The sequence below is a fragment of the Amphibacillus marinus genome (assembly GCF_900110345.1).
GTDB lineage: Bacteria > Bacillota > Bacilli > Bacillales > Amphibacillaceae > Amphibacillus_D > Amphibacillus_D marinus.
Genome location: NZ_FODJ01000002.1, coordinates 94,442 through 120,446 on the forward strand (window position 1 = coordinate 94,442; position 26,005 = coordinate 120,446).

A 26,005-nucleotide genomic window follows, 5' to 3' on the forward strand; every position below is an offset into this window, starting at 1 on the left:
TCCTCCCCTTATAAACTTTCGTGGAATGTTCGGTTAATAACATCAATTTGTTGTTCTCTTGTTAACTTAATGAAGTTAACGGCATAACCAGATACACGGATTGTTAATTGCGGATATTCCTCTGGATGCTCCATTGCATCTAATAATGTTTCACGGTCAAATACGTTAACATTTAAATGGTGACCTTTTTTCTTCGCATAACCATCAAGCATAGCTGCAAGATTAGCCTTCTGCGTATCAAAATCTTTACCTAATGCCTTAGGCACAATTGAAAAGGTATTTGAAATGCCATCTAATGAGTGATTATACGGCATTTTAGCTACTGAATTTAATGAAGCTAATGAACCGTTTTGATCACGACCATGAAGTGGGTTAGCACCCGGCGCAAATGGCTCGCCAGCTTTACGGCCATCTGGAGTGTTTCCAGTCTTTTTACCATATACAACATTTGAAGTAATGGTTAAAATCGATTGAGTATGAACAGCTTGACGATATGTCTTATGCTGCTTAATTTTGTTCATAAATGTTTTTACTAAATCGGCTGCAATTTGATCAACACGATCATCATTGTTTCCATATTTAGGATAGTCGCCTTCAATTTCAAAATCAATGGCGATACCATTTTCATCACGAATGGTGCGTACTTTTGAATGCTTAATTGCACTTAATGAATCGGCCACAACCGATAGTCCAGCAATACCACAAGCCATCGTACGTAACACTTCTCGATCATGAAGTGCCATTTCAATTCTTTCATAGCTGTATTTATCATGCATGAAGTGAATGATGTTTAATGTGTTTACATAAATACCCGCTAACCAATCAAGCATTGTGTCGTACTTCTTCATCACTTCGTCGTACTCTAAATATTCCGATGTAACTGGTGCATAGTTTGGTGCTATCTGTGTTTTTAGCTTCTCATCAACACCACCATTAATTGCGTAAAGTAATGCTTTAGCTAAGTTTACACGAGCTCCAAAGAACTGCATTTGCTTACCAATACGCATTGCTGATACACAACAAGCAATACCGTAATCATCACCATAATGCGTGCGCATTAAATCATCATTTTCATATTGAATTGAGCTTGTTTTAATTGACATAGCCGCACAGTATTTTTTGAAGTTGTCAGTCAACTTTTCTGACCAAAGTACTGTTAAGTTAGGCTCTGGTGCTGGGCCTAGGTTATCTAAAGTATGCAAGAAACGGTATGAGCTTTTCGTAACTAATGGACGGCCATCCTCTGCAATACCGGCAATGGATTCTGTCACCCAAGTTGGGTCCCCACTAAATAATTCATTGTATTCTGGTGTTCTGGCAAACTTAACAAGTCTTAACTTCATTACGAAGTGGTCAACTAATTCTTGCGCAGCTTCTTCTGTTAAGATACCATTTTCGATATCGCGCTCTACATAAACATCTAAGAATGTAGATACACGTCCGAGACTCATCGCTGCGCCATTTTGCTCTTTAATAGCCGCTAGATAGCCCAGGTATAGCCATTGGAATGCTTCTTGAGCACTTGTAGCTGGCTTTGAAATATCAAAACCGTAAATATCACCTAATTGCTTAAGCTCCTGCAGAGCACGAATTTGCTCCATATGCTCTTCACGATCACGAATAATTTCTTCTGACATCACACCATTGCCACCGATTAAAGCTACATCAGCCTTTTTCGCTTCAATTAGCTTATCAGTACCATAAAGTGCAACACGGCGGTAATCACCAATAATACGACCACGACCATACGCATCAGGTAAGCCAGTTACAACACCCGCACGGCGTGCAGCTCTAATCTCTGGTGTATATGCATCAAACACACCTTGATTATGCGTTTTACGGTAATCAGTGAAAATCTTCTCAACTTCTTCATCTAACTTATAGCCATATGACTCTGCCGAAACAGCTGCCATCCGAATACCACCAAATGGCTGCAATGAACGCTTAAACGGTATATCAGTTTGAACCCCAACAACTTTCTCTTGATTCTTGTTTAGGTAGCCTGCATCATGAGACGTAATAGTAGAAACAATTTTAGTGTCTAAATCATAAACACCACCACGCTCCCGCTCTTCTTTTGTAAGAGCCATAACTTGATCCCACAAAGCTTCTGTCGCTTCTGTTGGCCCTGCTAAAAAGTCTTCATTTCCTTCATATAGAGAAAAATTCTTTAAAATAAAATCACGAACATCAATTTCTTTTTGCCAGTTACCTTCACGGAAACCGTTCCATGGGTTGTTTTTTGTAACTTCATCTGCTACTTTCATTTCCGCAACCTCCTCAAATTTAATTAATTTACAAGCAATTAATTATCTTACTTTAAGTATATACCCCTGTTAATTAAAAATAAAGTGAAATAGATCACATTTATGAACTGTTATAGTAAATGTTCATATTTTGTTCAAATTTTAGCACAGTAAAGGATTTAATTAATATAGATATATGTGTAAGCGGTTTAATTATTGTTTTGTCTATGTTTTTTTCTTTGCTGAATTTAGAAACAGCACAAAAAAAATATGCAACAGATTAGCTGTATCATTCTGTTATATTGATATAACATCATAATTATAGTACAGAATCAAACAAAGTTACACTCTTTACTTTGATAACCTAGGCTCGCTAAATTGCATTTTGCTTTACTAAAATTATTAAACTGGCCATTATATAGATAAGGAGGCGATATTTTTATGAACAATTTTGTTTTTCAAAATCCAACGAAACTCATTTTTGGGAAAGGCATGCTTGACCAACTCGTCAGTGAATTAGCTCACGTAGGCAATCGAATCCTACTTGTTTATGGCGGGGGAAGTATTAAACGTAACGGTCTCTATGACAAAGTCGTTGCTATTCTTAATGATGCTAATAAAGATATTTTTGAACTTTCAGGTGTTGAACCTAATCCTCGAGTTACTACAGCAAGGAAAGGAATTGATATTTGTAAACAAGAACAAATTGATTTCATTCTAGCCGTAGGTGGTGGAAGTACAATTGATTGCGTAAAGGCCATTGCTGCTGGAGCGAATTCAGAGCATGATATTTGGGATATTGTCACAAAAAAACACCATGCTAGTTCAGCTCTTCCATTCGGGACAGTGCTAACATTAGCAGCAACTGGATCGGAAATGAATGCAGGGTCAGTGATCACAAATTGGGAAACAAATGAAAAGCATGGCTGGGGTAGTCCATATACATACCCTAAATTCTCAATCCTTGATCCCGTCCACACCTATAATGTACCAAAGGATCAAACGATTTACGGCATTGTTGATATTATGTCACATGCACTTGAGCATTATTTCCACCACGAAACAACGACACACTTGCAGGATCGCATGGTTGAAGGCATTTTGAAAACCGTAATAGAAACAGCACCGCAGCTACTAGACGAACTTGACAGCTATCAACACAGAGCTACCATCTTATACAGTGGTACGATGGCTTTAAATGGTATGGTTAGCATGGGCTATCAAGGTGATTGGGCGACACATAACCTTGAACACGCCGTTTCCGCTGTCCATGATATTCCACACGGTGGCGGACTTGCAATATTATTCCCAAACTGGATGCAGCATGTGCTCGATGAGAATGTGGAGCGCTTTAAGAAATTTGCCCAACGCGTCTTTGATATTGAACAAGGTGAACTTTCAGATCGTGAAGTTGCTATCAAAGGAATTACAGCACTAAGGGAATTCTGGAATACAATTGGTGCACCAAACCGGTTAGCGGACTATAATATTAATGAAAATACAATTGAAGAAATGGCTGATAAAACTGTCACAGCAAATAAAAACTTTGGTAACTTTAAAAAGCTAACTTATGATGACTCTGTTGCGATTTATCAAGCAAGCCTATAGATTGAAAAAGTAGCTACTCTTAGAGCAGCTACTTTTTTTAGGCTTAAATGAGTTAGTTTCACTATAATTACACCTATTATTTACGTGCGATCGCACCTAAATCAGGTTTTTCGCTCTTAAATCACACGATTCGCTCGTAACTTAAAATAAGTGCGCTTTACACTTATTGCGTGCGATTTTTCCTATTTACGTGCGATCGCACCTAAACCGGATTTTTCGCTCTTAAATCACATGATTCGCCCGCAACTTAATCTTAATAAAAACAACTGCTGTTACTTTGTAAGGATAAAAATAAAAAACAGCTTCATACTAATACCATCATTAAAATAAGAAAGTAGGGAACTACATTGGCAAACACACCAACTAAAGAAACAATCATCACTATTTTAAATCAGCATCAGATTGGTACCATGGCGACCGTTGCTCAAAATAAGCCCCATTCACGATATATGACCTTCTTTCATGATCAATTAACATTATATACCGCTACTTCAAAAGAAACACATAAGGTGGATGACTTAGAACACAACCCTTATGTCCACATTATTATTGGCTATACCTTTGATGGTTTGGGTGATGAATATATTGAAATTGAAGGAAGCTGTGCAATTCACGACGATCAAGCAATGAAAGAGAAACTCTGGAATGATCAGCTTAAACCATGGTTTGATGGACCTCATGATCCAAACTATCTTGTCCTAAAAATAACACCCAGCTTGTTTACTTTAAAAAACAGTCAAGGTGGTCAGGAGCAACTCTATCAACCTGAAAATGACTAGATATCAGAGCTGTTACAGTCGCTCATTAGGTAAAAATCACAACAGATAATATCAGGCACGCAAATTCAATTACTATATAAAGACTAGCTAAACCCTTATTAAATAAGGGTTTAAGTATAGTTTTTCTTAGCTCAAATTCATTAATGTGAATCATTTCACAAACCTGTCACAATTGCAGTATTTTGTAAGCGCATACAGATGTTATGATGAAATCAAGGAAGAACAAGGGGGGTATAAAATGATTTTAACAGAGTGGCAAGATTTTGGTACAGATTCTGAATTTTATACGCAAGCTAGTTTTGAAGACGAAGTTAACGATCAGTTTGAAGCAATGAGCTTAAAAGGCGATAAAGAAATTCCAAATTTCATCTGGACAAAGCAATACGTGGTTGTCATTAAAAACAATTCGAGAATGTTAAATGATGTCTCATTTGTTAAGATACCGCGTAACCCTGAAGCTAGTTATTAGTTTTTTATTTTTTGAGTTTAATGCTCAATACTTCACATAAATTTACTAGGAGGAATTCACATGGTTACAAAAATCGAAAAACAAAACATTGTACAGGAGCCTACTGTTGCAGAAAGCATTGATAAGCTAGCAACTAACGCACAGAAAGCACTCAAAGAAATGAAAAAGCTTAATCAAGAACAGGTTAACGACATTATTAAAGAAATGGCTCTTGCCGGTTTAGATAAGCATATGTATTTAGCTAAAATGGCTGTTGAGGAAACAGGTCGTGGCGTTTACGAAGATAAAATTATTAAGAACATTTTTGCAACAGAATATGTTTACCATAATGTTAAATATGATCGAACAATCGGTGTGATAAGCGAGAATGAGCATGAAGGCGTTGTCGAAATAGCCGAACCAATTGGCGTTGTCGCAGGCGTAACACCTGTAACAAATCCGACATCAACAACGATGTTTAAGTCAATTATCTCAATTAAAACGGGTAACCCAATTATCTTTGCTTTCCACCCTTCTGCCCAGAAATGTAGTTCAGAAGCAGCTAATATTCTCTACCAGGCAGCAATTAAAGCTGGTGCGCCGGAGCATTGTATTCAGTGGATCGAAAAACCATCGATTGAGGCAACACAAACTTTAATGAAGCACCCAGGCGTTGCAACAATTTTAGCAACTGGAGGTCCTGGCATGGTTAAATCAGCTTACAGCTCTGGAAAGCCTGCCTTAGGGGTTGGTGCTGGTAATGTTCCTTGCTATATTGAAAAAACAGCTCATGTCAAGCGTGCTGTTAACGACCTTATTCTATCTAAAACATTTGATAATGGTATGATCTGTGCATCAGAACAAGCAATGATTGTAGATAAAGAAATCTACGACACCGTTAAACAAACGATGATTGATTACAACTGCTACTTCCTATCAGCAACTGAAAAAGCAAAGGTTGAGAAATTAGTTATAAATGAGGATACTTGTGCTGTTAATCCTAAAATTGTTGGTATGAAACCGGTAAAGATTGCTGAAATGGCAGGTGTTAAAGTTCCTGAAGATACGAAGATTCTTGTTGCAGAAATCACAGGTGTCGGTCCAGACCACCCACTTTCTCGCGAAAAGCTAAGCCCAGTACTGGCTGCAATAAAAGTTAACAGCACTGAAGAAGGCTTGACACGCGCTGAAGAAATGCTTGAATTTGGTGGACTTGGTCACTCTGCAGTCATCCATGCCACAAATCAAGATGTCATTGACCAATTCGGGGCACGGATGAAGGCTGGACGTATTATTGTCAATGCACCATCGTCACAGGGAGCTATTGGAGATATCTATAACGCGTATATCCCGTCACTTACACTAGGCTGTGGTTCTTACGGTGGTAACTCTGTATCAACAAACGTTGGCACGATGCACTTAATTAACGTTAAAAAAATGGCGAGAAGGAATAATAATATGCAATGGTTTAAAGTTCCACCAAAAGTATACTTTGAGAAAAATTCAGTTCAATATTTAGCTAAAATGCCAAACATTTCTAAAGCTTTTATTGTTACCGATCCAATGATGGTTAAGCTCGGTTATGTTGATAAAGTACTCTATCATTTACGTAAACGCTCTGACTATGTACACTGTGAAATTTTCTCAGATGTAGAACCAGATCCATCTAAAGAAACGGTTATGCGCGGTGCTGAAGCAATGAATGCCTTTAGTCCAGATGTTATTATTGCCCTTGGTGGTGGTTCAGCAATGGATGCTGCAAAAGGAATGTGGTTATTCCATGAACACCCAGAAACAGATTTCAATGGCTTAAAGCAAAAATTCTTAGATATTCGCAAACGTGTTTATAAATATCCAGAGCTTGGTCAAAAGGCGCAATTTGTTGCTATTCCGACTACATCTGGTACTGGTTCCGAGGTTACTTCATTCTCTGTTATTACTGACAAACAACAAAATGTAAAGTATCCTTTAGCTGACTATGAGTTAACACCTGATGTGGCCATTATCGATCCACAGTTTGTCATGACTGTCCCTAAGGTCATTACTGCTGATACTGGTATGGATGTTTTGACACATGCAATTGAGGCGTACGTTTCGATTATGGCCAATGACTACACAGACGGTCTAGCCATTAAAGCGATTCAGCTCGTATTCGAATATTTACCAAAGGCTTATCACAATGGTAGCGATGAAGTCGCCCGCGAAAAAATGCATAATGCTTCAACAATTGCTGGTATGGCATTTGCCAATGCCTTCCTAGGAATTAATCACAGTTTGGCTCACAAGCTTGGTGCAGAATTCCATATTGCACACGGTCGTGCTAATGCGATTTTAATGCCACATGTTATTCGCTATAATGCCCAAAAACCGTCGAAGTTCGTCTCATTTCCTAAATATGAGCACTTCATTGCTGACCAACGCTATGCTGAAATAGCTAAAGCTTTAGGTTTACCAGCAAAAACAACTGCTGAAGGTGTTGAAAGTTTAGTTAATGCGATCTTTAAACTAGCTAAAGAGCTTAACATTCCAATGAGCATTGCGGAAAACGGTGTTAACAAAAAAGATTTTGAAGCAAAGGTTGATTACTTAGCTGATCGCGCTTTTGAAGATCAATGTACAACAGCTAACCCTAAGCTACCACTTGTTACTGAATTAGCTGACGTTTATCGCAACGCTTTTAAAGGATAACTCCCTATTTTAATAGTTATATACCAAATGAAGCCTCGTGTATTTAACACAAGGCTTCATTCCTTTTTATTATGAAGCTGATCAAGGCGCTGTAAGTTTCGCTCAACTAATTCATCTAAGAACTGGTTAATTTCTTCTTGTACTTCTATTTCACCAGTCCGCTCCGTTTCTTTAAACCTCTCGAGTAAGAGAAAAAAGGTATAATAAATCCAGCTACTTGATGGCTCATCTGTAAAAATACTCCGTTCAAGCTCTTGCTGAATTTGCTCAAATAATTTATCTGTCAGAACACTCACCTCACTTTAATCTGTGACTGCAATAAAAATAGGATTTAACACTGCTTGACCATCCGGATACTCATTCGTATAAATAAAGCCTTCAATACTTAAACTATAGGCTTCTTCTGCTTTCCAAGTAATTGCAAAATTAGCAAATTGAATCGTTCTATCTGCTAATAAACCTTCTTCTGGTAGATATGTAAACCAATATTGATCATGGTTATTTTCAACAAGTTGCCAAGCCGTTTGTTGACCTGCTTTCTTCCCATGATCATTCTCATTAATATATTTTCCAGAAAACTGATAAGGAAGTGAGGCATCAATCTTAATACAGATGGTTAACTGCTCAATTGGTTTAGCTGTATGATTTGCGATATAGAAACTAGCATTTAAAATGGAAGATTCATTGACTGCTGTTGCTAGATTTAATGAATGTGTGTAATAGCCTAATAAAACTGGCTCTATTAAATCTTCTTGCTTATGGTTATTTCGGAGTTTCTGATAAAGTTGCTCCCAGCTATTATCAAGCTCAATCAACTTTTCCTTGGTCTTTTCCCAATTTTGCATGGTGGTCCCCTCCTTTTATCTAAACATATGCTAACTAATCAGCATTTATTAATTTGAATACCAACTTGCAAAAATATAGCTACTATCGAAACCAGCCAACCCATCGCTAACTAAAGCAAGAATAATAAAAAAAGAGTTACTCTCACTATTGTGAAAATAACTCTTGAAATCACACTATTTCTTTGGTCCGCACGGTCTGCCTGATCCAGGGAAAACAATTGGACACTGTGGTGGAATAATTGGACTTGGGCATTCATCAATAGCTAATAAATCACGTGGTTCACAGAAGCTTGCTTCTAATTCCAATGTCACATCAGCAACCGATTGAACGCTTTGACAAACAACAAGAGAAACATCCATACTTTCAAATGTAGTGGCCACACAATTTACACTTGCGCTACATGTTACATCTGAAACTCGCACAACAAGTCGTGTACCCTCTGGGGCGCAGAGGAAAACAGACTCCGGAATTGTAATTTCGACTGGATCAGCCAATTCTAGAAATGGTGTTGTTCCGTCAAATCCGCTAAATTCAACAATTAAGCTTAATGTTTTCTCAAATGCTACTCGCTGTAAGGTGACACGCTTACCATCAATGATAAATTCTCTGTCTTCTCTTTCGGCAGTCTCCACTACCGGAATCTCTGCGTTAGGTGGTAACGGCTCCCCACTCAAAGGATCTACTAAATAGCATCTAATTGTTAAGTTACTTACAGTTGGTCCACACGGATCAATTGGCAACACACCCCAGTCGGCTGCAGGTACGTTTTGATTTACTGTTTCCCGTAGAATAACCCAATCATATACCTTCTCCGCATTAAAGCAAAGTAGTTCTTCCCCTGGATGCGGTGGTCGATTCAACATATGCTCTACTCCTTTACTGATAATTTTTTTATTTCAATAACAAAATATGTGTATAACCTGATTATGCTCTGTGCAAAAGTCTAGTTTATAGTCATTTTGTTCAAAACAGGCACCAGCCCAAGCTAAACACGCAAGTAAGCATAGCTGCATATATTAATCAGTAGGCAATACGACGAGGTGAACAGCAATGATTAACCCAAATCAAGATTGGCGAATGCAACAGCAACGCTATGAAAGAATTATTAAAAGCTATCAGCTTAACGATTTAAGCGATGCATACAGTTCATTACAGGAAAGCTACCAGTCGGTTGTCAGACAATTAAATAAATATATGGACAAACAGAAGCAGCTTGAGGATACGCTTGCTATGAAAGAAGTAGAACTTAACACTTTAAAACAACAACGCTCTGATTTAGCAAATCCCATTGATACCTTAGTGGAAGAACAGCTTAGCAACCTATTCATCTATCATATTGAGACATTTGAGCAGCTTCTCGAACTCTTCGTCAATAGCCAGCAACACACGTTAAAGGAGGTGGATACAACAATGTCTGATGATGTGCAACCAGATCAAGCAAAGCAGCTTGGTCAAGGTAAAGTGAGGGAAGCAGAGCAAGTCACTCTTAATGAGGAACCAAAACGTTTTAATTTTAACGATTTAAAATCTTATCAATCAGCCTATATTGTTCCTGATCGCAAAGAAACACAATCAAATTCATTACGCAGTCCTCAAATTTACCTAGATAAGAAAAAAGTACTGATGAAGTTGAAGGAAAAACAGCTACAAAGGCTTTTAGATGAAGCAGAGGCACTTCACCAGTTAACGAAGCGAAAAGAGCAGGTAACGAATGAAGAAGGAACAGAAAGCACACAAAAGGAAGAACATCCCTCTGAACTGACATCAACAACTGAAGAGGCTATCCCAGTTGAAACAAAAGAAGAACTAACTACTATTAAGAAAGATGAGATACCCACTACGGCTAATGAGGAGAAAATACCTGCTATTAAGGAAGAAGCAGCACCTGCAACTAATGAAGAAAAATTACCTACTGTTACTCAAGGTGAACTAACTGGATTCCAGAAGGCCATTGCACAATTAAAAAAGCTCTTCTCTCCCAACGGATAAAGACGAGCTAGTCATTTTCCCAGTCAGTTTTCTAATAACCGCATACGCTATAGTAGTCAAGATGAGGAGGAAACTAAAATGGCTACAAGACGTGTTGTCAAAGCTACTCCTGTCAAAAAGGGTGGCTGCGGGTGTGGCAAGAAAAAGGTAATTAGACGACCCAAGCAAACTAAATAGTACATCAAAAGGCAAGGTGCCTATATTTAAGCACCTTGCCTTTAACCTTAACCAAATGTCTCAATTAGAAATTGAATACTACTCGCCAATGCCGCGATACTAAGCACTGAGATAATAAAAGAAAACACAACTGGAAAGATTGACAAACCAGCTAATAGGAACAAAGCTGACCAAATTGAGACACACCAATGACAGGCGTAAAGCTCGCCAAAATGGTAACGAAATCCTTCTCCTCTGCCTCTCGTGATAATCTCAACAGCCCCTTCTTCATCAAGAGGGTGCTCTATTTCCTCAATCAGAAATGCTCGCAGTCGATTTGAAATATAATCGTAGCGTAATAAGCGCATTAATCTTAGGGTAGCTAACGCAAGCATAACAAATTCAATGGCCGAAAACGTCATTCAAATCACCCACCTTTTTAACAACTACTATAGTCTATGCAGGTAATCTGCTTATTGCTTTTCCTTTTTTAACATCGCCATATTTGTGGACGTTTATGATGCCAACTTAAGTCAACCTCAATCCCAAAGAAATGACTTAAGGTCTGTTTCGTTAATAAATCTTGTGTCAATCCAGAGGCAAACACCTCCCCGGACTTTAGCATTAATGTTTGTTTAAAAATAGGCAATAGCTCGTCGACATGATGTGTAACATACAGAATAGTTGGTGCATTTGCTCTGGAACCGATTGTCTCAACTGCATCGAGGAGCTGCTCTTTAGCTAAGAAATCCAAACCATTAGTCGGTTCATCAAGGATTAGTAATTTAGGATTGCCCATTAATGACCGTGCAATCATAACCCGTTGCCGTTCCCCTTGCGATAGTGTGTAAAAGGGACGATTAGCATAATGAAAGCAACCCAATTCTTTAAGTAAATCTTTAGCACGTTCGCGCATATCATCTGTCGGCGTTGCATACAAACCGATCGAGGCAAACCCGCCACTAAGTATAATTTGATACGCGCTATCCTCTTCATAAAAACGACCCTGTAAGGTCTGAGAGACTAAACCAATATCTTGCCTAAGCGCTTCCCCTAGCTCATCTTTCCCAAACCTCCGACCTAACACTTCCACTTCTCCAGTTGTTGGAAAGTGATAAGCACTTAGCATATGTAACAACGCTGTCTTACCCGCTCCATTTAAGCCTAATAATGCCCAATGCTCGCCTTGCTTTACTTCCCAATTTATCTGATTGAGAATCCAACGACCGTTTCTTAATAAACCAACTTCTCTTAGTTTTAAAACCATACTTCCCCCTCTTTTCGCAACACATTTCTCTTCTATTATCGCTCAATTAACTGAAAATTTCGAGTTTTTTATTCGAGGTTTAAATAACAAATTTGCTTTAAATAAGAGGATTCGAAACAATTTAGCCGAAATTCTTACTTTAACCAAGCTTAAATTCACTTCAACCGAATTTATTCATATTAATTCCGAATTATCGCCCTTTAGCTGATTTGAGCTTATCTTTGAATCGTATTATGATTATAAGCGTGTGAGTTTGTTATGACTTCTCACGAAGAAAGGAGCAGATTTATGATTAAAGATAAGATCGTACTTTCCCCTCCAAACCGTGAGGACGGCAAAGCAATGTGGACAATAGTCACCAACACATCGCTTGATGATAATTCCGCTTATAAATACATTATGATGAGTCACTATTTTAGCGATACCTGTGTTGTAGCAAAGCTAGATGGTAAAGTTGTTGGTTTTATTACTGGCTTTATCCCACCCAAACAGTCCGATACTGTCTTTGTTTGGCAGATTGGCGTCGATCCCAACTATAAAGGGAATGGCATTGGGCTATCACTGTTAAATCAACTTGTTAATCAAGTCAAAGCGCAAGACATTAACTATGTCGAAGCTACCGTGACACCCTCTAATCAAGCCTCTCAGGCACTTTTTAAGAAACTTGCGCTACAGCAGCAAACCGAATGCAATATTGAAAGCTTCTTTACGCAGGACTTATTTCCAGATGAGGAACCATACGAAGAAGAATTAAAATTTAAAATCGGACCATTAAAAGATAAAAAAGACCTAGGGGGTAGTAAAAATGTCAGAAGATATGAAAGTATTTGAAAACTTAGAATCCGAAGTGAGAAGCTATGTAAGAAGCTTCCCAACCATTTTCACCAAAACAAAAGGCTCTAAAATGTGGGACAACAAAGGCAATACCTACATTGACTTCTTTTCAGGGGCAGGGGCATTAAATTATGGTCACAATGATGAGCATATGAAACAAAAGCTAATTGACTATATTTTAAGTGATGGCATTACTCATTCACTTGATATGGCCTCTGAAGCTAAAGCCCAGTTTTTAACAGCTTTTAACACTATTATTCTCGAACCAAGAAACATGGATTATAAAATAATGTTTCCCGGTCCAACAGGCACTAATACTGTAGAGAGCGCATTAAAGCTTGCACGCAAAGTTACCGGTAGGACTGAAGTCATCAGCTTTACCAATGGCTTTCACGGGATGACGCTTGGCGCACTATCAGTAACTGGAAACTCTGCAAAGCGGGAAGGAGCAGGTATACCGTTACAAAACGTATCTACTATGCCATATGATAACTATGTTGATAATCAAAGCTCCATTAATTTTATCGAGCGTTTTCTTGAAGACAACGGTAGTGGAGTAGCTATTCCAGCAGCAATGATTCTAGAAACCGTGCAAGGTGAAGGTGGTATTAATGCCGCTAGCTTTGAATGGATGAAGGAAATTGAAGCACTGTGTAAGCGTTGGGGTATTCTCCTAATTGTCGATGAGGTCCAAGCAGGTGTTGGGCGAACAGGAAGCTTCTTTAGCTTCGAACCAGCTGGAATTAAGCCTGATATTATTTGCATGTCAAAATCACTAAGTGGTTATGGCTTACCATTTGCCGCTACACTCATTCGCCCTGAAATTGATCAATTCGCTCCTGGTGAGCACAACGGGACTTTTAGAGGAAATAACCATGCCTTTATTACCGCAACAGCAGCACTTGATTATTGGAAAGACAACAAGCTGGGAGCGCGTGTTAATCATTTAGCAACAAAGACAGAAGATTTCCTTAATGACCTTGTCATTCGTTATCCCAAACTGCAAGGGGAGGTGCGAGGTAGGGGCTTAATGACAGGTGTTGCCTGTGGAGTTAAAGACTTAGCGAATAAGATTACTGCCAAAGCCTTTGAGCTTGGGTTAATTATGGAAACAGCTGGTGCTAAAGATGAGGTCTTTAAGCTCTTTCCTGCCTTAACTATTAGTGACGAAGAATTAGGTACTGGACTAAAGATTATTGAAAAAAGTGTTGAACTAGTTTTAGAAACAGAAACACAACTTGTGTAAGGAGGCTATTATTATGAAGGTTGTTTCATTAGATGATGTATTAGGAACAGAGCATGAAGTTGACGGTGGTAACTGGATTAGTAGACGGTTAATTATGAAGAAAGACAACATGGGTTATTCAGTAAATGATACGATTATTAAAGCTGGTACAGAGACACATATTTGGTACCAGAATCACCTTGAATCTGTTTATTGTATTGAAGGTGAGGGTGAAGTTGTTACACTGAGTGACAACAAGGTTTGGCCCATTAAAGCAAACCAACTATATGCATTAGATCAAAATGACGAGCACTTATTACGTGCTCAAACAACAATGCGAATGGTTTGTGTTTTTAATCCAGCATTGTCAGGTCACGAAGTTCATGATGAGCATGGTGTCTATCCAGTTGATGACTCACAATAGACCTAAAACGATCACAGAAATAATTTTTGTGATCGTTTTTTCGTATACTTTTATCTTATTTGCAGATCTAGCTTATTGGATACTTCAAAAATACTTTTATTAAATAAAAGTTTAGTTACCATCTCTTTTTGGTATACTAATAACGAGGTGATTGTCCAATGCCAAATATTGATGATTATTTAAATGAAGGTATACATGGCTCTAGGCAGACTAAGCCTGATGAGCGTAGAAAGTTTTTAGGCAGCTTAAGGGAAAGAACAGCTTTTGCCTTAACAATTGAACAGGTTGAGGCTGAACAAGGGCTTGAGCAATTTGCCAATAAGCTATCAAAAAATAAAAAAGCAGAGCTTCTCCTTAATGGTGTAATCTCTATAAATCTACTTAAGCCATACCGCAAATTAGCAAATGATTATGACATTCCATACACATTAATTGACGATAAAGATTGTCAGAATGCATTTGGCCTTGTCCTTTGCTACAAGCAAGCTATTGATTCTGCTGAAATTTTATATGTGGAGCAACAATTAGAACAACCAGCTCAGAATAAGCTACCTTTTTGGAAAAAACTACTTGGTTATCAAGAATAGAAAGGCTTGATCGCACATTAAGAAATTATTTGACCCGATTCAATTTCAAGGACATTTAAATAAAAAACATTACTTCGAAGGCTGGTATTTTAAACAAGTTAGTACCAGTTCAGATAAAATTATTTCTTTTATTCCAGGTATTAGCTTAAATGCCAATGACAAGCATGCTTTTATTCAGGTGATTGTAAGCTCACCCATTCGTACTTATTATTTCAAGTATCCAATCGAGTCTTTTCAACTACGCAAACACCCCTTTGCAATCACAATTGGAGACTCTTACTTTTCAAAGAATCGAATCAAGATTAACTTAAAGAATAGTCACGTGCACCTAATTGGGAGCCTGAGCTTTAGTGATCACCTACCAATAAAAACAAGTCTAGTAACACCTAATATCATGGGTTATTTTGCTTATATCCCAAAGATGGCTTGTAATCACGGTGTTATCAGTATGAATCACCGTGTTAATGGACAGATACAATTCAACGATCAGCAGTTTATCTTTGATCAGGACTGGGGCTATATTGAAAAAGATTGGGGAACCTCCTTTCCTGACCGCTATATATGGATTCAAGCTAATCATTTTAACCAGACTGACTTATCAGTCATGTGTAGCATTGCCACTATCCCGATGATGAAGACTCAATTCATTGGACACATTTGCAACTTAACAATCGCTGATGAGGAATATCGCTTTGCAACCTACAATGGAACAAAAATTATTAAGGCGGAAGTATCAGAGCAACAAGTAGCTATTCAGTTGCAGCGAAAGCAGACATCACTGTTTATTAATGCAATTCGCTCAGAGGCTGGTGAGCTAAAGGCACCTAATAAAGGGCAGATGTCAACACTTATAAAAGAGGGACTGGGTGGCTCAGTAAGCTTTAGATTAGTAGAATCAGGACAGACTATTGCAACAGGAACGAGCGATTATGCAGGTATTGAAGTGGTAAATTTTTAATGCTCATCATTACTTACCCACATTGCAAAAAGAACACTAATTAACAATGAACTAATTTACGGTAATAAAGATCAGTTCACGAGTTAATTAGTGTTTTTAATTTTTTAAAGCGATTAATTATTTAAGTGTAACACTTACCTTTGGCTAGAACTAATCACTCAATTAATTAGCATTCGCTTCGATCTAGAAAACGGACGATATCTACTATATTAATATTTTAATCACTTTGTACATTAGCTCATTTCCACTAAATTAAATACATTAATTAACCGGCTCATCCCTTCAGCAATTAAGTCAGGTGTTGCATGTGTGAAATTTAGTCTTATTGTTGTTGGGTTACCATCACCGACATAAAAAGGTGCGCCAGGGACAAAGGCTACACCATGCTCGACAGCTACCTTTAATAGCTCCGTCGGATTCATATGATCCGGCAGGTTGAGCCAAAAGAACATGCCCCCCCTTGGCTCAATATAGCTTAATCCTGCAATGTCTGCTTCATCAATTATTTTCTTCATCACTTGCATGCGTTCAAAATAAGTTGTCCGAATGGTTTCAATGTGTTGATCAAGGTCATAATCCGTTAGCAAATGTGACAGTGCATGCTGACTTATTGAGTTGGTATGTAAATCGGCTGCCTGCTTAGCTTGGGCAATTAGCTTAATTATTGGTGTCGGACCAGTAATCCACCCAATCCGCATTGCCGGTACTACAGTTTTGGAAATCGTACTGGTGTAGACAACATGTGCACATTCATGATCTAAAGCTGCTAAGCTTAACGGTATTGCTGCTGGATCGAATTGAATATCACCATAAGGATCATCTTCCATCACAACCAACTCTTCATTTCTTGCTACCTCAAGCAACATTTCTCTCCGCTCCAGCGACCACACCTTACCATCAGGATTAGAAAAAGTTGGCACGACATAAATGCACTTCGGCTTGAATTGGCTAATTTTCTCTACTAAATCTGCTTCAATTATACCATCCTGATCGGAGTCAACAGCAATTACCGTTACTTCATAAGAAGCGAATACCTGCAAGGCAGCCAAGTAGGTTGGGTTTTCGGTAAGCACGACATCACCAGGATTAAACATAATACGCGAGAACAAATCAATTGCCTGCTGAGAGCCCGAAGTAATTAAGATATCTTCAGCAGAGCGGACAATTCCTTTTCGTTCCATTCTCGTTGCTAGCTGTTCTCGAAGCCGATAAAGCCCTTCGGTTTCTGCATATTGTAACGCCTTATTTCCAGAAGTAATTGCCTTAGAAAAAGCCGCTTCTACCGCTTGAACAGGAAACAGGTCTTCATCTGGTAAACCACCTGCAAACGAAATGACGTTCCCTTGATTTACGACCTTTAAAATGTCACGTACTGCTGAGGAATCAAAGTAGCGTACGCGATCTGCAAAGCTATACTCCATACCATTCCCTTCTTTCTGCTAATATCTCTTACAATTGACTACCGCACTCACCGTTCAAACAAAAGTCTCTATCTAGCGCTTAGAAGATGAGTCGTTAGTCTATCTATCCTAGTATAGCACGGTCATCACCCATTTGCTCACCACGAATGCGCTGGAACTCATGAAGGAGCTTTTCGATGGTCAAAGCTTGTTTCTCAGCACCAGATATATCAAGAATAATTTGACCTTTATCCATCATAATTAACCGATTGCCCAGGTCCAAGGCCTGTTGCATATTGTGCGTGACCATTAACGTTGTTAGACCAGTCTTCTCCACGACCTCCTTCGTTAAATTGGTAATTAACGCGGCCCGTGAAGGATCAAGTGCTGCAGTATGCTCATCTAGCAAGAGAATATCAGGCTCGGTAAAGGTTGCCATCAAGAGTGAAAGTGCTTGCCGCTCACCACCCGATAGCAGACCGACTTTCGCATTTAAACGCTGTTCTAGACCAAGGTGTAAGGTTGCTAATGCTGATTTAAAGAAGGCCCGGCGATTTTTATTAACGCCTAGCTTTAACGTACGTTTCTTGTTTCGAGAGTATGCCATTGCTAGATTTTCTTCAATCGTCATCGTAGGTGATGTACCCGCCATCGGGTCTTGAAAGACGCGGCCAATATAATTAGAGCGCTTGAACTCCTGTAATAAGGTGACGTTCTTTTCATTAATCGTCACCTTACCCACATCGGGGAAAAGTGCGCCTGAAATAATATTCATCAAGGTTGACTTTCCTGCCCCGTTGCTTCCAATTACCGTAACAAAGTCACCTTTATTAAGCTTAAGCTGGATATGCTGTAGTGCTTTTTTTTCATCTGGTGTGCCTTCATTAAAGGTCAGAGAAATATGGTTAACTTCTAGCATAGTGTTCCCCTTCCATTTGCTTTTCTAAAGCAAGACGTTTTTTGCGTTTGCGCTGGATCTCCTTATGATTTGCAAGCAATTTAGGAATAACGAGCGCAATAATAACAAGTCCAGAGGTAATAAGCTTCATATCACCAGTGTCTAAAAACTGTGACCTTAATGCGAAAGCAACGACAATTCGGTAGACAACAGCACCCAGGACAACCGCCAACGTTGTCCGGGTAATTGACTTCGTTCCGACAATCGATTCGCCAATAATAACAGATGCTAAACCGACGACAATCATCCCAATGCCCATGTTTAAATCAGAAAAACCAGCATATTGGGCATATAATGCCCCAGCTAGTGCAACTAGTGCATTTGAAAGTCCTAAGCCAACAATTTTCAAATGATCAGTATTGGCCGAGAAGCTCCGAATCATTTTTTCGTTATCACCTGTTGCTCGGAGCGCTAAGCCCATTTCTGTCTTAAGATAAAAATCAATGCCAAGTTTAATTAAAAACGTCACAATGGTCATGATTATTAAAATTGACCACGTACTCGGGGGACGCTCTATCCCTATACTGACTAGCATATTAGTCAACGCTTGATCTACACCTAGATCAGACCAACTTTCACGCAATTGTGTAAAAACCGTTGATTGATTAAGTAATGGAATATTTGATTGGCCCATAATTCTTAGATTTATTGAATATAAGGCAGTCATCATTAAAATTCCAGATAATAATGGATTGATTCGTCCCTTTGTGTTTAAAATCCCCGTTAGAGACCCGGCAACAAAGCCAGCAATTAGTGCGAACAACGTTGCTAAGATAGTTGGCACACCGTTTACAATCGATATAGCAGCAACGGCAGCTCCAGTAACGAAGCTTCCATCTACCGTTAGGTCCGGAAAATCAAGGACACGAAATGATAAATAGACACCTAATGCCATAATTGCATAGATAACCCCAGATTCCATGGCATTAAAAATAGAAATAAACACATCATAACTCCCCTTCTTAATATGAAAACCGACCATGTCGCAAATGAACAACATGTGTCGGTTCGTCAATGCTCGTTATTGCAACTCTGCTAGCTCATCCCAATCACTGTTCCACTCAATACCCTGTTCTTCTGCTGCAGCTTCATTCAAATACAGCTGCATTTCTGGTGGGTATTCTACGTCAATTTCAGATGGTACTCGCTCACCAGTTAAAATCTCGACTGCCATTTCACCAGCACGATAACCAATTGTATAGTAATCAATGCCAAACGTTGCAAAGCCGCCTCTTTCTAATGAGTCTGGTTCCCCAACAATAAGCGGAATGTCCTGGTCATTTGCCACACCCACAACACTCTCTAGCGCTGAAACAACTGTGTTATCAGTAACGATGTATATAACATCAGCTTCACCCACTAATGAGGTGGCAGCTTGCTGTACTTCTGCTGAGGTTGAAATTGTCCGTTCAATTGTTGATAGGCTTGTGCCTTCAATCGCTGCCGTTACGCTATCCACCTGAGCGACTGAATTTTGTTCACCCGCATTATATATTAACCCAACTGCTGATCCTGAAAAATAGGTATCTATGAAATTAACAGTCTCAATAATCGCATCAGGATGCATATCCATTACACCTGTTATATTTTCACCAGGCTGATCCATCGCTTCGACGAGTCCTGCCCCGATTGCATCCGTTACTGATGTAAAAACAATCGGAATATCTGAAGTTGCTTGTAGAGCTGACTGTGCACTTGGGGTAGCATTGGCAAAAATTAAATCAACATTATCTGCGACAAAATTTTGTGCAATCGTTGCTGTATTGCTCTGATCTGCCTGAGCACTTTGGAGATCATATTCAACCTCAAGTCCAGCATCAGCAATAGCTGCTTTGAAGCCTTCATATGCTGCATCTAGTGAGGGATGCTCGACAAACTGAGACGCCCCTATTCTATATACTGTTGTTTCCCCACCGTTTGCCTCGGTTTCATCCCCTTGCTCCGCTTCTGGGTCCGTTTGGTTCTCCACATTATCATTGTCACTGGTTCCACATGCAAACAGCAACAATAAAGTGATGGAACACAATAGTCCAATTAACCATTTCTTGTTCATTTAATGATCTCCCCTCAACTAACAATATTTTTTAATTTTCTGAATTTATGCGCATTATTATATCACATATCCATTTTATCCCGCAATACGGATTTCAAAAAATAGGGGAACTATTGATTTGACAGGGTTTTTAAATGTTTCAAAATAATGAACAATGCAGAATAATGCATAAAAACGAATGGAATTGGGGCTGATTGGGGCTACTAATATATAGCGTGGGCATATGTATGTGAACGAAAGCTTCTCGGACAATACAGTAATCTATTCTAGAGCATTTCTAGATAGTCAAAAAACGCCATCCCTTATAGGACAAGCGTTTCATAGAGTGACTTTAAATAGGGTGACTTTATAAATCAATATTTGTGTTTGATTTTAAGGATTGCTGTCCAAATTGGGCGACAGGAGGACAACAATTTTATACAATATAGCCTTTACCTCACTGACATATTTCCAACCATTGTATAAATGTCAAATTGAGTGACCCAATTTTGCTCGACACATGTATGCTTTAAAATACAAAACATCTTAGGGTGTTGTAATTAATTCTTGCTATAACGGTGGGAAACCACCGTCGTCTTTGCTATTTACTAGTTTTTTCAAGATCCCTGGAACCGGTAACGAACATAATTCTGCCTTCTCAACTACTCCTTTTAACTCACCCCAAACTATCCATAGCGAGAGAACAGTAAGGAAAATCCCTTCAGGTAAACCATTAAATGAAATTATTCCATTTAAAGCATTTCCTAGAGCTAATAAAACATAAGGCCAAATGAATAATTGCAAACTTCTTTGAAAAGAAATATAATCATTATTTTCAACTCGATTAGATGCAATCCTTAAACAGAAATGAATACTGGTTGTAACTATTATTGTGTAGTTGATGGCTGTAAAGCCGCCAATCAGTGAAGAAATTGAAGAAAAGAAAATAGTAAAAAAAAGCCTAATACCGGGCGATTCCAAAAAATCATTCCAATTTTTTTTCATTTCATTTAGCGATAGCAAAGGGAATCCTAATAAGAAACTTCTCATTTTTACGCCCACCTTATTATTAGGGTATAATATTCTATGCAAAAATGATTTAGGTAATACCATTTCTTTATTATGTTTTCCCTCTTTTTTAATTTCCATGCCTGATAACTGATTATATTCTAAACTTTTTTCTAATAATCCAATAAATTCATTATTAACAGGATTACCGGCCTCTTTCTCCTCTAAAATAGTCCAGTATAGAGATCTGCTGTAATTTAACAGGTTCTCTAATCCATTTCTTATCTTTATATTATCATTGTGGATCTCTTTCCTTTCCTTTCTGGTTTCATTATTACTTATGAGTCTCAAGTATTCTTCATTTCTGAGTGCCATCTTCCACACCTCTATTCTATTTGAATATCATGTTAGAATTGCATCAATAACTTCTATTAGAAAATTTGATTCGTTAGTCATTAGTTCACCAATATTTTTAAAATTAACTTGAGTTCTTTCTTTCATTCTTGCTATAGCGTAATTATTTTCATCTACACCAAGATTTAGATTTATTGCTTTCTCTTTAATAACAGTAGAGATAGTAATATCTACTAGATTTATCTCCCCTATAATATTTTTCCCGTTAAAGATATTAGCGGTTTTCTCAATAAACAACTCGTGACTGCCATCTGAAAATAAACTCATCAAGATAATTTCTTTTATCTCCAAGTTATCGTTGCATTCATTACTTATGTATAATGTTTTAAGAATAAATTCAAGTTCATCAGTAAATTTCAATTTGCTATTGATGAATAAATCAATTCCGATACTTGATTTATTAATATAAACCCTACCAACTGAAGACCCATTACTAAATTTTATTGCATTTTTCGTTTCTTGAATGCTGTCAAATTTATATTTATCGTCTAGCTTTGCTCTTATATTAACAAAATCTACTTCTTTAATTCTCTTAAATACATCTTCTTCAATTTCAATTCTTAGACCGACTACAGCAGGTTTTTGTTCTGGGTTTTTCAAGCTTACCCCTCCCTTTGCTAAAAACTTAGATACATCTTTCAGTAGTCTTATGTACCCATTAACGATTAAACTCCTTGTATTATACTTAAAAAAGAAAAGAAAAACTAGTATTTATTTGAAAATATAGTAATTACATGAGTTAATTCCTGATTATTTTGAACTATTTCCACTTATATATTAGTATATTTCGACATAACCAATAAACTTCCTGCCTTTTTTTTAAAAAAACAATATAAAACAAAAAGAGAGCCTTATAACAAGAATTCCTTTATCAATCTATATTTACTTCAATCCATAAGCCTCTGCCATTATAGCAGCTTGCAACGGGCTATGCTCCTGATCTCTCCCTAGATCATAGCTAAACCTCCCTTAAAAAATACGCCTAATGTGAGCGTAATTACTTTACCAATTTCTCTACTTCCCTTTCTGTGTCTTTTATTCCCTCTTTGTAAGCATTGCTTAATTTTTCAAGAAAATCTCTTGATGAAATCTCTCCATATAAATCGTTAATCTCAACGTCTTTAATTTGCCAATAGATTTTATCAAAAACTGAACGAATTTTTACCGGAAAGTAATAGTAACCATCTAATAACACTGGATATATTTTATCTTTAAAGACATCAACATCGAAATGATAAGCATGCATACTTTCATTATTTGGGCCATTTAATCTATCGACTTTTAATAAATTATGCAAGGCCTCTACTTTTTCTTTTTTCACTACATTCTTCTGATTTCTTTTATCTGATATCAATTGAAATACATAGCCTAACAAAGCACCAAATGCTACTGAACCTAAAGTTACAATAGTTTCAATCAATTTAATCCCTCCTTTCTGCCTGCTTATTTCGACAAATGAAGGTGAATTCCTGCAACATATTAAAAAGTACTTGTGAGGTCACTTAACCAACAAAATATAAAAACGATCGATAAACTAAAAACAAATACAATAAGCACATAGCTGGCTTAATTACTGACCTAGGTAATTTTAAAAAAATAAGAACATGACCAATAATTAAGACTACCACAAAAGGGATAAAAAGCACCTTCGCTAAATCCCAAGCCATTTGATTTATAACAGTATTATCAACACCATCAAAAATAGTTTCCATATCATTCTCCTAATAATACTTAAGCATAACATCTTTATAGTAAGACGAAATTTTAATTTTTACATTAGTGTATTTCAGATTAGATGCCTACTTTCTAATTCTCCTTTTTCGATATGGGTGTATTTCTTCAATTTCAATCCTTTTTTCAATTAACATGTCAATCAATCCAATACCATACAAGTTTTTTTCTTTAATTTTCTTTTGACCTTGATCATATAGTCTAACAATGAAAATAATAAAAATATAAATAATTAACCCCGCAATAATTCCCCCGATTTCGCCTTCAAAAATGAACTTTGGGATAATTTGAAATGACATTCCTACTGTTGCACTGAAAAGTATTAGTGGTATTTCGAGATTATAAATAGTATTCGCTTTTGAGGAGATTTTTAATTTTAGTTTTTCTAATTCAAATAGAGTTAACCCATCTACTCGCTGACCTGGGAAGTATATAGAGGGTTCTAATAAAGAGCTTACTTCTTGTTCTAAATTCTTAATTTCCTCTTTAATCTGTTTCATTTAATCACTCCTTCACCCTTATATCGGCTCAAAGAGTGTTAATATCAACCATGCAAATTAAAAGGAAGCCTTAAACAAGACTCCCCTTCACCAATTAATATTTACTTCAATCCATACGCCTCTGCCATTATAGCAGCTTGTAACGGACTATGCTCCTGTGCCTGATCTATTTCAAAGGTTTGCTGTTCTCTCACAATGGCTTCCATCTGCTCTTTCCGTTGCTTCTGTATGCTGCTCATGTTCTGCTCCTTGAACTGTGCTTCTAGTGGCGCGTCACCATAACCGCCAAGCTTTCTTAGTGCCTTAATGTAAGCTGGGGCATGTGGAGAATTAAGATCGACTTCTTTTTGAGCTAACTCAAGAAGCAGTTCTTCTTTTCCCTTATAAGACTTGGCCAACTCATCAGCTTTTTCCTGATTACGCATTTCCTTGAGGATTTCCACATTAACATTATCCCCTAACCCATCATATTCAGCGCTGATATAAGCCTTCTCTGCTTCAAGCTTTAATTCTTCTAAGGCTCTTGGTATACGTGCATTGTAATCATGCTTAATAGCTGTCATTTCCTGTTCTAAATCGCGAATTTGTTGGGCTTTGTAATCCTTTGAATACATGGCGCTCTGTCTAATCTGATTAATCTTAGTAGCGATAGCTTCTACTTTTGCATTGCGATCCTTGCGTAATTGCTTAACTTGTTCTAAATTCATGGTTTATCATCCTTTTCTAATTATAATTTGTTGTGTGCAGCTTTTTTTAGGGCTGCCGAAAGTGCCGTTTATCGACGAGTGAGTTTAAGCCATTCATCTACAAAATGTAGCTGGGCAATCTCTAATTGTGTTCTTAATACCCAAAAGGTTTGCTGGTGCATGTGCTTGGGTTTGAATGTCGGTTTCTCATGTATATCTGTGGTATCCATGCCTAGCTTAATCTGCAACCGCCTTATCTTTAATCCCAGGTATCTTAGCCGATTCCCTGATGACTTAGAAGTCAAATACGTTAGGTTGTTGCATACTCTACACGCAAAGGTACCCTTCACGTTATACACCTTGGCCGTTCGTTCCCCACATGAGGGGCACAATAGCCATGTTCTCATGCCGTAGCCTGTCTTAGTATGGTCTAACCCTATATACTCTTCAACAGGCTCACCAGCTACCGCATAGCGCAACATAGCATGGTCTTGATACCTTTCAGTAATGAGTGAACTGCCGTTGCTCCATTTAAGCGAATAGGTGTTGCCAGGCTCCATTACTTTAATATCGTTGGCACTGATAAAGGTGGTTCCTTCGACTATTTGCTTTGGCTCCGTCATGATAAAGCTGCATCCTTCCTTATTCGTTGAAACTCCTAAATCTAAAGGGAAATGTAGGTTTCGTTGCATACAACGTTGCACCCTTAAACCTCTTAAAGTATTGGTATAACAGCATTTACAGCATGCACCCTTGTTGCAACACTCGGTGTTCGTTTCGGAAAAGGTTGCATAGCGTTGCACCCTTTTTCATTCTTCTAATTCGATTCCTAATCGTTCTAAATCTGTTGCTACAGCTTCATGGATCCGTATTCTGCCTTGTTCATCGATAAAGAAGTGGCTGGTTGCAATCTTGATCATGTTGGAACGGCTAAGGTAGATGTACAAGTACTCATCAGTGGTGGTCAACTTGGTAACCACTTGAAAAGTAGAATAAAGTCCATGTCTAACTGCATTCTTATTGCCGTACTTAGGCAACGTATTGCCCTTGTTCCCTCCTGCCATGCTATTCCCTTTCATGAACCGCCCCCGATCGTCACGCTGCATAGTGAAGCCCTCCTATCTGTGTACCGCATTGAATTTCATGACGGTTTATCTTTTTGATAAGTGGTTCGTCTCCTTTTTTGGGACTCCATTAAATCCGGAAATTCTCTTTAAGGGC

General features: G+C 38.0%; 28 protein-coding genes. 10 read left to right on the forward strand and 18 right to left on the reverse strand.

Features of this window, described 5'->3' with window-relative positions:
* Positions 1–8 precede the first annotated feature (8 nt).
* Positions 9–2,267, reverse strand: coding sequence for a formate C-acetyltransferase (pflB, locus tag BM000_RS04450; protein WP_091495238.1), 2,259 nt, complete (start codon positions 2,265–2,267; stop codon positions 9–11).
* Between the two features lie 420 nt (positions 2,268–2,687).
* On the opposite strand from pflB, the gene BM000_RS04455 reads away from it, so the two are divergent.
* The 4 genes from BM000_RS04455 (at position 2,688) to adhE (ending at position 7,769) form a co-directional block, all read left to right on the forward strand.
* Positions 2,688–3,854, forward strand: coding sequence for an iron-containing alcohol dehydrogenase (locus BM000_RS04455; RefSeq protein ID WP_091495240.1), 1,167 nt, complete (start codon positions 2,688–2,690; stop codon positions 3,852–3,854).
* Between the two features lie 347 nt (positions 3,855–4,201).
* Positions 4,202–4,633, forward strand: coding sequence for a pyridoxamine 5'-phosphate oxidase family protein (locus BM000_RS04460; protein ID WP_281245844.1), 432 nt, complete (start codon positions 4,202–4,204; stop codon positions 4,631–4,633).
* 238 nt (positions 4,634–4,871) lie between these two features.
* Positions 4,872–5,102 carry a hypothetical protein gene (locus BM000_RS04465; protein ID WP_091495242.1) on the forward strand — a complete coding sequence of 77 codons (231 nt, stop codon included), beginning with the start codon at positions 4,872–4,874 and terminating at the stop codon, positions 5,100–5,102.
* A 60-nt stretch (positions 5,103–5,162) separates the two neighbouring features.
* Positions 5,163–7,769 (forward strand): bifunctional acetaldehyde-CoA/alcohol dehydrogenase, encoded by a 2,607-nt coding sequence (gene adhE, locus BM000_RS04470; protein ID WP_091495244.1) that lies wholly within the window; start codon positions 5,163–5,165, stop codon positions 7,767–7,769.
* A 56-nt stretch (positions 7,770–7,825) separates the two neighbouring features.
* Here the strand turns inward: adhE and BM000_RS04475 are convergent, their stop codons facing one another.
* From BM000_RS04475 to BM000_RS04485, 3 genes are all read right to left on the reverse strand, one after another.
* Entirely contained in the window at positions 7,826–8,065 is a 240-nt protein-coding gene (locus BM000_RS04475; RefSeq protein ID WP_091495246.1) for a hypothetical protein, read from the reverse strand.
* A 6-nt stretch (positions 8,066–8,071) separates the two neighbouring features.
* Positions 8,072–8,614: a hypothetical protein gene (locus tag BM000_RS04480; protein ID WP_091495248.1), complete on the reverse strand. Its 543-nt coding sequence runs from the start codon at positions 8,612–8,614 to the stop codon at positions 8,072–8,074.
* Positions 8,615–8,788: 174 nt separating this feature from the next.
* A complete protein-coding gene (locus BM000_RS04485) occupies positions 8,789–9,478 on the reverse strand; it encodes a BMQ_0737 family morphogenetic spore coat protein (RefSeq protein WP_091495250.1) in 690 nt (229 codons plus the stop codon).
* Between the two features lie 187 nt (positions 9,479–9,665).
* Between BM000_RS04485 and BM000_RS04490 the strand changes: the two genes are divergently transcribed.
* Complete coding sequence (locus BM000_RS04490; RefSeq protein ID WP_091495252.1) at positions 9,666–10,604, forward strand: hypothetical protein; 939 nt, start codon at positions 9,666–9,668, stop codon at positions 10,602–10,604.
* Between the two features lie 224 nt (positions 10,605–10,828).
* Here BM000_RS04490 and BM000_RS04495 read toward each other — a convergent pair whose 3' ends face one another.
* Complete coding sequence (locus BM000_RS04495; RefSeq protein WP_091495254.1) at positions 10,829–11,182, reverse strand: DUF1360 domain-containing protein; 354 nt, start codon at positions 11,180–11,182, stop codon at positions 10,829–10,831.
* Between the two features lie 68 nt (positions 11,183–11,250).
* Complete coding sequence (locus BM000_RS04500) at positions 11,251–12,027, reverse strand: ABC transporter ATP-binding protein (protein ID WP_091495256.1); 777 nt, start codon at positions 12,025–12,027, stop codon at positions 11,251–11,253.
* A 288-nt stretch (positions 12,028–12,315) separates the two neighbouring features.
* On the opposite strand from BM000_RS04500, the gene ectA reads away from it, so the two are divergent.
* The 5 genes from ectA (at position 12,316) to BM000_RS04525 (ending at position 16,055) form a co-directional block, all read left to right on the forward strand.
* A complete protein-coding gene (gene ectA, locus BM000_RS04505; RefSeq protein ID WP_091495258.1) occupies positions 12,316–12,858 on the forward strand; it encodes a diaminobutyrate acetyltransferase in 543 nt (180 codons plus the stop codon).
* Positions 12,833–14,107: a diaminobutyrate--2-oxoglutarate transaminase gene (ectB, locus tag BM000_RS04510; RefSeq protein ID WP_091495260.1), complete on the forward strand. Its 1,275-nt coding sequence runs from the start codon at positions 12,833–12,835 to the stop codon at positions 14,105–14,107. Before ectA ends, ectB begins: the two co-directional genes overlap by 26 nt.
* Positions 14,108–14,120: 13 nt before the next feature.
* Positions 14,121–14,510: an ectoine synthase gene (locus BM000_RS04515; protein ID WP_091495262.1), complete on the forward strand. Its 390-nt coding sequence runs from the start codon at positions 14,121–14,123 to the stop codon at positions 14,508–14,510.
* 158 nt (positions 14,511–14,668) lie between these two features.
* Positions 14,669–15,097: a YueI family protein gene (locus BM000_RS04520; RefSeq protein WP_091495264.1), complete on the forward strand. Its 429-nt coding sequence runs from the start codon at positions 14,669–14,671 to the stop codon at positions 15,095–15,097.
* Between the two features lie 178 nt (positions 15,098–15,275).
* Positions 15,276–16,055 (forward strand): tocopherol cyclase family protein, encoded by a 780-nt coding sequence (locus BM000_RS04525; protein WP_143063890.1) that lies wholly within the window; start codon positions 15,276–15,278, stop codon positions 16,053–16,055.
* A 233-nt stretch (positions 16,056–16,288) separates the two neighbouring features.
* On the opposite strand, the gene BM000_RS04530 is transcribed toward BM000_RS04525, so the two are convergent.
* From BM000_RS04530 to BM000_RS04585, 12 genes are all read right to left on the reverse strand, one after another.
* Positions 16,289–17,476: an aminotransferase-like domain-containing protein gene (locus tag BM000_RS04530; protein ID WP_091495268.1), complete on the reverse strand. Its 1,188-nt coding sequence runs from the start codon at positions 17,474–17,476 to the stop codon at positions 16,289–16,291.
* A 103-nt stretch (positions 17,477–17,579) separates the two neighbouring features.
* The gene (locus tag BM000_RS04535) at positions 17,580–18,374 is read right to left on the reverse strand and encodes an ABC transporter ATP-binding protein (protein WP_091495270.1); all 795 of its coding nucleotides are present in this window, start codon (positions 18,372–18,374) and stop codon (positions 17,580–17,582) included.
* A complete protein-coding gene (locus BM000_RS04540) occupies positions 18,361–19,359 on the reverse strand; it encodes an ABC transporter permease (RefSeq protein WP_091495272.1) in 999 nt (332 codons plus the stop codon). The genes BM000_RS04535 and BM000_RS04540 overlap by 14 nt, the downstream gene beginning before the upstream one ends.
* A gap of 75 nt (positions 19,360–19,434) precedes the next feature.
* On the reverse strand, positions 19,435–20,466 hold the full coding sequence (locus tag BM000_RS04545; RefSeq protein WP_091495274.1) for an ABC transporter substrate-binding protein: 1,032 nt from the start codon (positions 20,464–20,466) through the stop codon (positions 19,435–19,437).
* A 549-nt stretch (positions 20,467–21,015) separates the two neighbouring features.
* On the reverse strand, positions 21,016–21,828 hold the full coding sequence (locus tag BM000_RS04550; protein WP_091495276.1) for a hypothetical protein: 813 nt from the start codon (positions 21,826–21,828) through the stop codon (positions 21,016–21,018).
* A gap of 27 nt (positions 21,829–21,855) precedes the next feature.
* Complete coding sequence (locus BM000_RS04555; protein WP_091495279.1) at positions 21,856–22,467, reverse strand: hypothetical protein; 612 nt, start codon at positions 22,465–22,467, stop codon at positions 21,856–21,858.
* A 397-nt stretch (positions 22,468–22,864) separates the two neighbouring features.
* Entirely contained in the window at positions 22,865–23,287 is a 423-nt protein-coding gene (locus BM000_RS04560) for a hypothetical protein (RefSeq protein ID WP_091495280.1), read from the reverse strand.
* Positions 23,288–23,369: 82 nt separating this feature from the next.
* Positions 23,370–23,579, reverse strand: coding sequence for a hypothetical protein (locus BM000_RS04565; protein WP_091495282.1), 210 nt, complete (start codon positions 23,577–23,579; stop codon positions 23,370–23,372).
* Positions 23,580–23,666: 87 nt separating this feature from the next.
* Positions 23,667–24,098, reverse strand: coding sequence for a hypothetical protein (locus BM000_RS04570; protein ID WP_091495284.1), 432 nt, complete (start codon positions 24,096–24,098; stop codon positions 23,667–23,669).
* A 101-nt stretch (positions 24,099–24,199) separates the two neighbouring features.
* Positions 24,200–24,805 (reverse strand): hypothetical protein, encoded by a 606-nt coding sequence (locus tag BM000_RS04575; RefSeq protein ID WP_091495286.1) that lies wholly within the window; start codon positions 24,803–24,805, stop codon positions 24,200–24,202.
* A gap of 68 nt (positions 24,806–24,873) precedes the next feature.
* Positions 24,874–25,407, reverse strand: a complete 534-nt coding sequence (locus BM000_RS04580) for a hypothetical protein (RefSeq protein ID WP_143063891.1) — start codon at positions 25,405–25,407, stop codon at positions 24,874–24,876.
* A gap of 186 nt (positions 25,408–25,593) precedes the next feature.
* A complete protein-coding gene (locus tag BM000_RS04585) occupies positions 25,594–25,890 on the reverse strand; it encodes a hypothetical protein (RefSeq protein WP_091495290.1) in 297 nt (98 codons plus the stop codon).
* Between the last annotated feature and the right edge of the window lie 115 nt (positions 25,891–26,005).